Genomic DNA, 11,665 nt, shown 5'->3' with positions numbered 1-11,665 from the left:
CCGGTGCCCGGCGCGAAAGCGCGGGCGGACGCCTGTCCGAACCCGCACCAGCCGGCCCGAGCGGCCGCGACGTCATCGCGCAGTTCCTCCCCCAGTCACCACTCGTCGCGAAGTTGGGCATCGTTGCCCACCGGCTCGACGAGCGCGAGGTCCGGCTGCGCCTGCCGTGGGATCCCTCCGACGTGACCATCGGCCGTGACCATCGGCGACATGGTCCACGGGGGCGCGATCAGCGAAGGCCCCGGCAACTACAGGCTGGGCCGATCGGGAGCGGTGCGGCTATAGCGGTTGAGGCTATGCGGCGACTTCCCCGAGCTTGCCCGTCGCGACGTCGAAGACGAATCCGCGCGCGGAGACGTGCTTGGTCACGAACGGGCTGGCCTCGATCCGGCGCAGCGACTGCCGGACATCCTCGGCGGGGTCCGGGAACGCTTCGGCCGCCCACGCCGGCTTCAAACCGGTCTCCTCTTGAATGCCGCGCTTGAAGTCGTCGTCGGTGAAGGTCAGCATCCCGCAGTCCGTGTGGTGGATCAGGATGATCTCGCGGGTCCCCAACAGCCGCTGGCTGATGGCCAGTGAGCGGATGACGTCGTCAGTGACGACCCCGCCGGCGTTGCGGATGACGTGAGCCTCGCCCTCGTTGAGGCCGAGCAGGCGATACACGTCGAGCCGGGCGTCCATGCATGCGACGACCGCGACGTGTTTGGCCGGCGGCATCGGCAGCGGCCCACTGAAGGTGCTCGCGTATCGGGCGTTGTTGGCCAGGTAATCCTCGGTAACCGTCACGCAAACCTCCTCGGGAGTGTCGCAGCACGGAATTCGCTGCCTGCATCGGTGCCGCGGTGGATGTTAACAACGGGCCACCGATTATTGACGCATGAAAATCAGCCGGATCACAAGGATCCGGCCGCCGCACCGGGCCGGCCCGGGCCGGGCTCGTTAACCTGTCCCAATGCGGGACGGGCGGTGCGGTCGGCGATGATTCGCTTCTTGGCGCGCCGGCTGCTCAACTACGTGGTGCTGCTGGCGCTGGCGTCGTTTCTGACGTTCTGCCTGACGTCGGTGGCGTTTCGGCCGCTGGACAGCCTGTTGCAGCGCAGCCCACGACCGCCGCAGTCCGTCATCGACGCCAAGGCGCACGCGCTGAATCTCGACAGGCCGATCCCCATCCGCTACGCGCAGTGGGCCTCGCACGCGGTTCGCGGCGACTTCGGAAAGACCATCACCGGGCAGCCCGTCGGTGCCACGCTCTGGCGCCGCGTCGGAGTCACCCTGCGGCTCCTGGTCATTGGATCGCTGGCCGGAACCGCCCTGGGCATCGTGGCCGGGGCGTGGGGAGCGATCCGCCAGTACCGGCTCAGTGACCGCCTCGTCACGATGGTGGCGTTGCTGATCCTGAGCACCCCGACGTTCGTGATCGCCAGCCTGCTGATCCTTGGTGCGCTGCGGGTGAACTGGGCCTTGGGCGTGCAGCTGTTCGACTACACCGGGGAAACCTCGCCCGGTGTGGTCGGCGGGTTCGGGCACCACCTGATGGACCGGTTGCGGCACCTTATCCTGCCCACGCTCACCCTGACTTTGGCGGCCGCCGCCGGATACAGCCGTTATCAGCGCAACGCGATGCTCGACGTCCTCGGTCAGGATTTCATTCGCACCGCGCGCGCCAAGGGGCTGACCCGCCGGCGCGCGCTGGTCAAACACGGGCTGCGCACGGCCCTGATACCGTTGGCCACCCTCTTCGCCTACGGGGTGGCCGGCCTGGTCACCGGTGCGGTGTTCGTGGAGAAGATCTTCGGCTGGCACGGCATGGGCGAATGGCTGGTGCAGGGCATCGCCACGCAGGACACCTACATCATCGCCGCGATCACGCTGTTCTCCGGAACGGTGGTGCTGCTGGCCGGCCTGCTCTCCGACGTCTTCTATGCGGCCCTCGACCCGAGAGTGCGGGTGTCATGACGTCCGATACCAAAGTCGACGGCGCGCAGGGAATCTCGTCGCCGAAGGCCTCCGAGTTCACCTCGCGCCGCACCCTGGTGCTGCGCAGGTTCGTGCGCAATCGTTTGGCGGTCGCGTCGCTGACGCTGCTGGTGCTGCTCTTCGTCGGCTGCTACGCGCTGCCGGCGGCGCTGCCGTATTCCTACGACGACCTCGATTTCGACGCGCTGCTGCAACCGCCGAACGCCCGGCACTGGTTGGGCACCAACGCGCTGGGCCAGGACCTGCTGGCGCAAATCCTGCGGGGCATGCAGAAGTCGATGCTGATCGGCGTCTGCGTGGCGGTCATCTCGACCGGCATCGCCGCCACCGTGGGCTCGATCGCGGGCTATTTCGGCGGCTGGCGGGACCGCGCGCTGATGTGGTTGGTGGACCTGCTGTTGGTGGTGCCCAGCTTCATCCTCATCGCCATCGTCACCCCGCGAACCAAGAGCTCGGCCAACATCCTGATGCTCGTCCTGCTGCTCGCCGGGTTCGGCTGGATGATCAGCTCCCGCATGGTGCGCGGCATGACGATGAGCCTGCGTGAACGCGAATTCATCAGGGCCGCAAGGTATATGGGCGTGTCCAGTCGCCGGATCATCCTCGGCCACGTGGTGCCCAACGTGGCCTCCATCCTCATCATCGACGCCGCCCTCAACGTCGCCTCGGCCATCCTCGCCGAAACCGGGCTGAGCTTTCTCGGCTTCGGCATTCAGCCGCCGGACGTGTCGTTGGGCACCCTGATCGCCAACGGCACCCAATCCGCCACGACATTCCCGTGGGTTTTCCTGTTCCCGGCGGGGGTGCTGGTGTTGATCCTGGTGTGCGCCAACGTGACCGGTGACGGCTTGCGCGACGCGCTGGATCCCGGCAGCGGCATGTTGCGGGCCGGCGCCCGGTGAGCGCGCTGCTCGAGGTGACCGACCTGGCCGTCACCTTCCCGACGGACGGCGAACCGGTGACCGCGGTGCGCGGCATCAGCTACAGCGTCGGCCCGGGCGAAGTCGTGGCCATGGTCGGCGAATCGGGTTCGGGCAAGTCGGTTTCGGCGATGGCGGTGGTGGGTCTGCTGCCGGAGTACGCGCGGGTGCGCGGCTCGGTGCGGTTGCACGACACCGAGTTGCTGGGCCTGGGCGACGACGCGATGTCGCGGTTCCGCGGCAAGGCGGTCGGCATGGTTTTCCAGGACCCGATGTCGGCGCTGACGCCCGTCTACACCGTCGGCGACCAGATCGCCGAAGCCATCGAGATCCATCAGCCGCAGGTGGGCAAGAAGGCCGCCCGCCGGCGCGCGGTGGAACTGCTCGACCTGGTCGGCATCGCGCAACCGGAACGGCGTGCCCGCGCCTTTCCGCACGAGCTGTCCGGTGGCGAACGGCAGCGGGTGGTCATCGCGATCGCGATCGCCAACGACCCGGACCTGCTGATCTGCGACGAACCGACCACCGCCTTGGACGTCACCGTGCAGGCGCAGATCCTCGAGGTGCTCAAGACGGCGCGCGACATCACCGGCGCCGGCGTACTCATCATCACCCACGACCTGGGCGTGGTCGCCGAGTTCGCCGACCGGGCGTTGGTGATGTATGCGGGCCGGGTCGTCGAAACCGCCGGAGTGCACGACCTTTACCGCGCCCGGCAGATGCCCTACACCGTCGGGCTGCTGGGCTCGGTGCCGCGGCTGGACGCCCCGCAGGGCACCCGGCTGGTGCCGATTCCCGGCGCACCGCCGTCGTTGGTGGGGCTCGAACCCGGCTGTCCCTTCGCGCCCCGCTGCCCGCTCGTCATCGACGAATGCCGCGCGCAGGAGCCGGAGTTGCTCCAGGTGGGTGTCGATCATCGGGCGGCCTGCATCCGCACCGACCTGGTCAACGGCCGCAGCGCCGCCGACATCTACGGCGTCAACACCTCCGCTCGCGGCGAGGCGGTGGGCGACTCGTCGGTCGTGGTGCGGGTGCGCGACCTGGTCAAGACCTTCGCCTTGACCAAAGGTGTGGTGTTGCGCCGCACCGTCGGGGAGGTCCGCGCGGTCGACGGCGTCAGTTTCGAGTTGCGACAGGGCCGCACCCTGGGCATCGTCGGCGAATCCGGCTCCGGCAAGTCGACCACCCTGCACGAGATACTGGAACTGGTTGCGCCGCAGTCGGGTTCGATCGAAGTGCTCGGTGCGGACGTGGCGACCCTGTCGGCGTCGCGACGGCGGTCGTTGCGCCGCGACATCCAAGTGGTGTTCCAGGACCCGGTGGCGTCGCTAGACCCACGCTTCCCGGTGTTCGACCTGCTCGCAGAGCCGTTGCTGGCCAACGACTTCGGTAAGAGCGAGACCGACGCGCGCGTCGCCGAGTTGCTCGAGATCGTCGGGTTGCGCCGGGCCGACGCCACCCGTTATCCCGCCGAGTTCTCCGGCGGCCAGAAGCAGCGCATCGGGATCGCGCGGGCGCTGGCCCTGCAGCCGAAGATCCTGGCGCTCGACGAGCCGGTCTCAGCTCTCGACGTCTCGATCCAGGCCGGCATCATCAACCTGCTGCTCGACCTGCAGGAGAGGTACGGGCTGTCGTATCTCTTCGTCTCCCATGATCTTTCGGTGGTCAAACACCTCGCACACCAGGTGGTGGTCATGTATGCCGGCACGATCGTGGAGCAGGGCGACAGCGAGCAGGTGTTCGGCGACCCGCAGCACGATTACACCCGGCGGCTGCTGGGCGCCGTGCCACAACCGGACCCGGGCCGACGTGTCTAGGCGGCTCGCGGCGGCGCTCCTCGCCGTGGGGCTCGCGGCGTCCGGGTGCTCACCGGCGATCAGCGTGGTCCCGGAATCCGGTCAGAACGCCGAGATCGGCACGACCAGCGATATCAACCCGCAGGATCCCGCGACCCTGCAAGACGGCGGCAGCCTGCGGCTGGCGCTCAGCGACTTCCCGCCCAACTTCAACATCCTGCACATCGACGGCAATTCGGCCGAGGTCGCGGCGATGATGAAGGCGACGCTGCCGCGGGCGTTCGTCATCGGCGCGGACGGCTCGACGACGGTCGACACCGACTACTTCACCAGCGTCGAGCTGACCGCGACCGCGCCGCAGGTGGTGACCTACACGATCAACCCCAGGGCGGTGTGGTCCGACGGCACGCCGATCACCTGGGAAGACATCGCCAGCCAGGTGCACGCCTTGAGCGGCGCCGACAAGGCGTTCGAGATCGCCGGACCCGGCGGCGCCGACCGCGTCGCGTCGGTCACCCGCGGTGTCGACGACCGGCAGGCCGTCATGACGTTCGCCAAGCCGTACGCGGAGTGGCGCGGCATGTTCGCCGGCAACGGCATGCTGCTGCCCCGGAGTGTGACGGCCACTCCCGAGGCGTTCAACAAGGGGCAACTCGACGGGCCGGGCCCGTCCGCCGGCCCGTTCATCGTCACATCGCTGGATCGGACCACCCAGCGGATCGTGTTGTCCCGCAACCCGAAATGGTGGGGCGCCCGACCGCGCCTGGACAACATCACCTACCTGGTGCTCGACGACGCCGCGCGGCTGCCGGCGTTGCAGAACAACACCATCGACGCATCCGGGGTAGGCACCGTCGACCAGCTGACCATCGCCCAGCGCACGAAGGGCATCTCGATCCGGCGCGCCCCGGCCCCCGCATGGTCGCACTTCACGTTCAACGGCGCGCGCGGGGCCATCCTGGCCGACAAGGCGCTGCGCCTGGCGGTGGCCAAGGGCATCGACCGGCGCACCATCGCCAAGGTGGTGCAATACGGCCTCACCAGTGACCCGGTGGCCCTAGGCAACCACATCTACGTCGCGGGGCAGAAGGGTTACCAGGACAACAGCTCGGTCGTTCCCTACGACCCGGACGAGGCCAAACGCGAGCTCGACGCGCTGGGCTGGAAGCTCAACGGCCAGTTCCGCGAGAAGGACGGGCGCCAGCTGGTCATCCGCGACCTGTTCTACGACGCCCAGGGCAGCCGGCAGTTCGCCCAGATCGCGCAGCACAGTCTGGCGCAGATCGGCGTCAAGCTGGAACTCGTCGCCAGGGCCGGCAGCGGGTTTTTCACCAACTACATCAACGTCGGCGATTTCGACATGGCCCAATTCGGTTGGCTGGGCGACGCTTTCCCGCTCTCGGCGCTCACCCAGATCTACCTGTCGGGCGGGGAGAGCAACTTCGGCAAGATCGGCGGCCCGCAGATCGACGCGGCGATCGAGCGGACGCTCGAAGAGCTCGATCCCGCCAAGGCCCGGGCGTTGGCCAACGATCTCGACAAACTCATTTGGGCCGAGGGTTTCAGCCTGCCGCTGACCCAATCGCCCGGCGACGTCGCGGTGCGCAGCACGCTGGCCAACTTCGGCGCGGCCGGCCTCGCCGACTTGGACTACACCGCCATCGGTTTCATGCGCGGCTGATCCGGCGCAGCCCCGCCGGGATCGGCAGCGCGCCCTCCACCGTGGCGGCCAGCCCGATGACTTTCCAGAGCAGGCGCAGCTCGGGGCGTGCGGGTAGCGCGTCGAGCGCGGGTGCTTGCGCGGCGAGGCTGTCGATTTCGCCCCGCCACACCGCGCGGGCGATGGCGATCGCCGCGGCCTCGCGAAAGTCGAGCGCGCTGTGCGCCATGGTGGGCAGCTTCAGGAGCACCGCGTGGGGCACTAGCGAGGCGACCCGCTCCGCGACGGCCGGCGGGGTGATCAGGTCGCGGCCGCCGGAAACCACCGCGGTCGGCCAGCCGAAGTGCGGCATCTCGGCGACCAGATCGTAGGGCTCGTCCTCGAACGTCGCCGTCTGCGTGCGGGCTTCGCGTTCGGCGACCGCGGGGTCCAGCGGCAGCCCGTCGGGCTCGGCCGCGTAGTCGAGTTCGCGAAACGCGATGCGGCTCACCAGGTCTTCCTCGTAGCGATACGGCAGGTTGCCCAGGGTGGTGAACCGGGACATCGCCCACCACAGCAGCTTTCGACCATCCAGCAGCAGATCGAGTTCACGCTCGAGCAGGTCGGCGCCGCCGTAGCCGTAGATCGTCGCCACCACCTGGGTGGCCGCCGGGGTCATCGCCCCCGCGTCGACGAGCTTGCGCATTTTCGGCGCCAGCGCGGCGGTTTCGGGGCTGTCGCCGCGCAGCAGCACGCGACGGATCGCGCGGCGCACGATCACGATGTCGTGCCGTGACAGCAGCGGCGAGTCGAGGATCATCGCCCGCACCCGGGCCGGGTGGCGCACGCCGAAGCCGGCGGCGACGTAGGTGCCGTACGACGCGCCGTAGATGACGGCCGAGTCGACATGGGCGTCGTCGAGCACGGCGGCGATGTCGTCGACGACCTGATTCACGGTGATCGCCTCCGGCGGCAGGTCCGCGCCCGAGTCGTCGTGGCGCGACATGCCCACCCCGCGGTGTTCGATCATGATGACGTCCAGCCCCGCGGCGGCCGCGCGGCGCCGGAGGCCTTTGTACATCTGTACCGACGCCACCCCGGGGCCGCCCGGGATGATGACCACGGGATGGGCCGACTTCCGGCCGGTGCGCACGTAGTACAGGTCGAACTTTTCGGTGTTCCCCGGCGAGATCGGCCGGCGCACCGGTCGTACACCCGGCAGCGCCGCGAGTTTCTCCTGTACCCGGCGCCGCTTCGCATTCATCGTCATCGGTGTCGGCCCGCCATGGACCCATTCTGCCGGGCCGGCCGACGGGCACCGCCGCGCCGGTCCACCTGCGGCGATCGACGCAGCTCAGCGCCTTTGGGTCAGGCGCTGAGATCGATGCGGTGCGCGCCCTTGACGCCGTCGTAGCGGTCGGGACTGCAGGTGAGCACGATCACCTGGCCGTGGCTGCCCACCGTGTCGAACACCTCGCCCATCTTCGCCAGCCGGTCGGGGTCGGTGAATCCGAGCGCGTCGTCGACCACGACCGGGACGGCGTCCTCCTTGGCGACCAGGGCGGCGCCGGCCAGCCGGGCCAGGATGCCGAGTTGTTCCTTTGCCCCACCGGACAGGGACTCGTACGGCACCGTCACGCCGTTGAGCGTGCGGCTGCGAATGCACAGGTCGCTGTCGATGTCGACCTCGAATGTCGGCCCGAACACCGGGCGGCCGAGCCGCTGTAGTTCCGCGCGATACGGCTCGACGTATCGCTGGCGCGTGGTGTCGCGGTGGCGGGTCATGACCGATCGCAGTAGCCGGGCCGCGCGGGCGCGGCTGCCGACCCGGATGTGCGCGCTGGCGGCGTGCTCGCGTTCTGTTTCCGCGGCGTCGAGCTTGCCCTGGCGCCCCTCGCTTCCCATCACCGAGAGTTCGATGGAGATCTCGCGCAACACGCGCGCCGCCTCTTCGTAGCGCTCGCGCAGTTCTTCCATTTCCTCGGTGGCCGCGGCCAATTCGGTGTGCACCGCGTCCGGATTGGCCGCCGTCAACGCGCCGGACAGTTCGGTGTGGCGACTCTCGGCGGCCCGCGCCGCTTGCAGCGCCGCATCCGCCGCGGCGGCGAGATCGCCGTCGCCGGCCGATTCCCGCTCTTGGGTCAGCCGCTCGGTGGCCGCGGTGAGTTCGCCGAGTTGCGTCTCCCATGCGTTCTGGAGAACCGTTGCGCGAGTGGTCAACTCGGTGAACCGGGCGGCGGCGCCGGCGGCGTCGCGACGGCGGTCCTCGCACTCCGACGCCGCGGCCAGGCACGTCGCCTCGAGCGCATCGAGTTCGTCACGCGCGGTGCCTGCGTCGGTCGCGGCGAGGACCGCGTCGGCCGGCTGATCGGCGCGCAGCTGCGCCAGGCGCGAACGCAGTTGGCCGATCTCCTCGTCACCGCGCAGCCCGGCCAGGGTGGCGCTCAGCTGGTCACGGCTGCCCTGCAGTTCGCGGCGCCGCCGATCCGCGGATCGGGCGGCCGTGAGGTCGGCCACCCGGCCGGCGGCCACCGCCGTGGCCAGTTCTTCTTGTGCCGCGGTGTATTTCGCTTGAGTGTCGATTGTCGTCGCCCCGGGGGTGATCCGGGCGGTCAGGACCCCGGGCACCTGGACAGCGGCGGGCCCGGTGGTCGTGACGGACCAGGTCTGACCGGTGGACAACGACACTCGTTGGTCTCCGATGGAAAGCTCGATGTCCGCGTCGGCGGTGAACTCGACCGCCGCGGATGTCGACGCCAACTGGTCACCGATTCGATCGACCATGGCTGCGGCGTCCTCGATTCGCCGCAGCAACTGCTCGGTGATGGCGATGTCGCGCAGCGCGGCGCACGCTTGGTCGTGGTCCCGCTGGGCGGCCTCGATCTTGGCCAAGCGGGCGCTCAACCGGTCGGCCTCCTCGCGCTCGGCGAGTTGGGTGACGATGCGGCGCGCGGCTTCCACGCGGCGCTGCAGGTCCGCATGGGCCTCGGCGGCCTCCCGGGCCGCCGCGTCCGCGGCCTCGGCTTGACGGTGCGCCGCCGCGCGAGCGTCGGCGGCTTCGCGCGCCTGCGCCTCGGCGGCCGAGACCGCGGCCGTGCGGGTGCCGATTTCGGCGAGTAGTTGCAGCCGTGAGGTGTGGGCGGTCGCCGCGGACGCGCTCGTCGCCGCAGCGGCGACGGCGATCAGCTCGGCCTCCCGCGCCTGACCGGTCAGCTCGGTGATCTCTTCCGCGGCCTTTTGGGCAGCGGCGAGCCGGGGCTGGGCCGCGATGCGCTGCTGCGACAACTCCGCCACCTCTTCGGTGAGGACGGCGTGCCGACACACCCGCTCGTCGACCTCGGCGACCGCCGCCGCACACTGGGCGACCGCGGCCTCGGCGTCGGCCAGCCGGGTGATAGCGGCCACCCATTCGCCCGTGGGGCGCCCGGTGGGGGTGAAATAGCGCGCGTATTCGGCGTCGATTCGTTCGATCAGCAACGGCTCGGTGCCGGACAGCGCCCCGGTGTCGCCCGCCGCCACATCGAGCGCGCGCGAGAGCGCATCGCAGCCCGACAGATTCACCGCGGTGGTCGACGCGGACTGCAGCACTCGCTGGGCATGCCACAGATCGCTGTCCACCGTCTCGGCCAGCATCGCGCGGACCCGCTCGTGCGCCTCGTCGCCGGTGAGTTGCTCCCGGTGCGGCGCCTGAATCGTCAGCTCGGTTTCGCACTTCTTGTGGAACCGCTTGCGGTAGACGAATCGGTAAGGGCCGCAGCTTAATTCGGCGCTGACCTCGGAGCCGACGTCGCTGTTGGTGGGCTTGACCTGCTTGACTTCCTTCTTCGTCGAGCGGTCCCTGCACTCCAGCAGCAGGTCGAGGGCCTCGATCATCGACGACTTGCCGATCTCGTTGGCGCCGCAGACCACGACGACGCCATGGTCGGGGAATTCGATCTCCCGGTGGGCGATGCCGCGGTAGTTGGTCAGGATCAGGCGATGCAGCTTCATGCGGCACCCCGATCGGTGAGGCGGAGTAACAGGGCCAGCGCCGCCTGCGCGTCGACGGCGGTCTCCGGGTCCCCCTCGCGCGCGGTTGCCACCAGCTCGTCGACCGCCGCGGCGGCGAATCCCCCGATGCCGAGGTCGCTGAATTCGCCGTCGGCCGGAATGACCGCGAGGTCGGTGCGGCGTTCCCACAACCCGAGCCAGGCGTACAACCGCGCGTACTTGTCCAGGCAGGCATCCAGCGCCGCGCGGTCGGTGACCGTCAGTGACCCGGTGAGCGCCAATCGGACTACGGTGCGGTCCTTTTCGGTCATCAGATCGAGATTCAGGTCGAGATCGGCGATGTCGCGGCGGGTGTCGATCTGTCGGTGCATGGTGACGAACCGCCAGCGGCCGACGTGCCGCGATTCCACCGTTGCGGGGCGGCGGGGGTCGGCCTCGTCGATGTCGACGACGAGCACATGGCCGGGGTCCGATTCGACGTCGTCGAAGTTGGTGACCTCGGGCGAACCGGAATACCAGACCCGGCCGCTGTTGCCGACGTCGGTGCGCGAGTGCTTGTCCCCCAGTGCGACGTAGTGCAAGGTGCCGGCGGCAAGGGCATCGTCAAGCCTGGCGAGCCGGATCAAGGAGGGTTTGTCGCGATCGGGATCCAGGACGTCGACGCCGCCGTGCGCGACCAGTATCCGGGTGACCGGCCCTGGCGTCAGGCCCTCGAGGACGTCGGCGACGAGGTCGGTGGTCGGGGCCTTGGAGCGCCACGGCGCGGCGACGATCTCCAGCCCCGGCCTTACCTGGTGGACGCCGGCCCGGTCGAGCACCATGACGTTGTCGGGACGTTCGGCGGTGAACAGCGCGTTGGTGTATACGGAAGATGCGTCCAGCGGGTCGTGGTTGCCCGGCAGCAGGTAGACCGGAATCCCGATGGCGCGCATAGCTTCCAAGGACTGACCGACAACCTGCGGGGGAAGCTGATTGTGCTCGAAGACGTCACCGGACACCACGACGAACTCGGCGCCCACCTCAGCCGCCAGCGCACCCAGACCGGCCACCGCGTCACGGCGGGCAGCCGAGTACCGCGGCTGGGCGTCACCGGCGAGAAAGTGCCGGGTCATGCCAAGCTGCCAGTCGGCCGTGTGCAGGAACCGCATGGCGGCGACCCCCTTTCGATGTGCGTGGTTACCAGGGCATGGCGAGCTTAAGTCCGCGCACCGACAAGACGCGGGACCTCGCCCGGCAGGTCTTTGAGCGGCTAGTTTGGGGTTGTTCGGGGGCATGACCACAAGCGCCGCAAAAACTCGCCAAACTTTTTGCGCGAGTGTGTATCTGTGGCGGTTTTGGGGGCG

Annotated in this window: 8 protein-coding genes and 1 pseudogene; 5 read left to right on the top strand and 4 right to left on the bottom strand. The window is 69.2% G+C overall.

Translation table 11 applies throughout. The annotated features are described in order from the left end of the window. Nucleotides 1-32: 32 nt before the first annotated feature. A pseudogene (locus HMPREF0591_RS30980) lies at nucleotides 33-234 on the top strand (hypothetical protein); the annotation flags it as partial. 60 nt (nucleotides 235-294) lie between these two features. Here HMPREF0591_RS30980 and HMPREF0591_RS13905 read toward each other — a convergent pair. Then, nucleotides 295-786 carry a beta-class carbonic anhydrase gene (locus tag HMPREF0591_RS13905; protein ID WP_007169215.1) on the bottom strand — a complete coding sequence of 164 codons (492 nt, stop codon included), beginning with the start codon at nucleotides 784-786 and terminating at the stop codon, nucleotides 295-297. Nucleotides 787-978: 192 nt separating this feature from the next. On the opposite strand from HMPREF0591_RS13905, the gene HMPREF0591_RS13900 reads away from it, so the two are divergent. From HMPREF0591_RS13900 to HMPREF0591_RS13885, 4 genes are read left to right on the top strand one after another with little or no spacing between them, the layout of a single operon-like run. Then, nucleotides 979-1,956, top strand: coding sequence for an ABC transporter permease (locus HMPREF0591_RS13900; RefSeq protein WP_007169214.1), 978 nt, complete (start codon nucleotides 979-981; stop codon nucleotides 1,954-1,956). Beyond that, nucleotides 1,953-2,879 (top strand): ABC transporter permease, encoded by a 927-nt coding sequence (locus HMPREF0591_RS13895; protein WP_007169213.1) that lies wholly within the window; start codon nucleotides 1,953-1,955, stop codon nucleotides 2,877-2,879. The genes HMPREF0591_RS13900 and HMPREF0591_RS13895 overlap by 4 nt, the downstream gene beginning before the upstream one ends. Then, nucleotides 2,876-4,714 (top strand): dipeptide ABC transporter ATP-binding protein, encoded by a 1,839-nt coding sequence (locus HMPREF0591_RS13890; protein WP_007169212.1) that lies wholly within the window; start codon nucleotides 2,876-2,878, stop codon nucleotides 4,712-4,714. The genes HMPREF0591_RS13895 and HMPREF0591_RS13890 overlap by 4 nt, the downstream gene beginning before the upstream one ends. A 58-nt stretch (nucleotides 4,715-4,772) precedes the next feature. After that, the gene (locus HMPREF0591_RS13885; protein WP_425270191.1) at nucleotides 4,773-6,374 is read left to right on the top strand and encodes an ABC transporter family substrate-binding protein; all 1,602 of its coding nucleotides are present in this window, start codon (nucleotides 4,773-4,775) and stop codon (nucleotides 6,372-6,374) included. On the opposite strand, the gene HMPREF0591_RS13880 is transcribed toward HMPREF0591_RS13885, so the two are convergent. The 3 genes from HMPREF0591_RS13880 to HMPREF0591_RS13870 all read right to left on the bottom strand — a co-directional run bounded on the left by HMPREF0591_RS13880 (nucleotide 6,361) and on the right by HMPREF0591_RS13870 (nucleotide 11,470). After that, on the bottom strand, nucleotides 6,361-7,602 hold the full coding sequence (locus HMPREF0591_RS13880) for an alpha/beta hydrolase (protein ID WP_007169210.1): 1,242 nt from the start codon (nucleotides 7,600-7,602) through the stop codon (nucleotides 6,361-6,363). The two genes, HMPREF0591_RS13885 and HMPREF0591_RS13880, sit on opposite strands and share 14 nt — an antisense overlap. Before the next feature lie 98 nt (nucleotides 7,603-7,700). Beyond that, nucleotides 7,701-10,322: an AAA family ATPase gene (locus HMPREF0591_RS13875; RefSeq protein ID WP_007169209.1), complete on the bottom strand. Its 2,622-nt coding sequence runs from the start codon at nucleotides 10,320-10,322 to the stop codon at nucleotides 7,701-7,703. Further along, entirely contained in the window at nucleotides 10,319-11,470 is a 1,152-nt protein-coding gene (locus tag HMPREF0591_RS13870; protein WP_007169208.1) for a metallophosphoesterase family protein, read from the bottom strand. The genes HMPREF0591_RS13875 and HMPREF0591_RS13870 overlap by 4 nt, the downstream gene beginning before the upstream one ends. Between the last annotated feature and the right edge of the window lie 195 nt (nucleotides 11,471-11,665).

Source organism: Mycobacterium parascrofulaceum ATCC BAA-614, assembly GCF_000164135.1.
Classification (GTDB): Bacteria; Actinomycetota; Actinomycetes; order Mycobacteriales; family Mycobacteriaceae; genus Mycobacterium; species Mycobacterium parascrofulaceum.
Note: the sequence above shows the minus strand (reverse complement) of the source record. Positions and strands in the feature narration are given on the sequence as shown.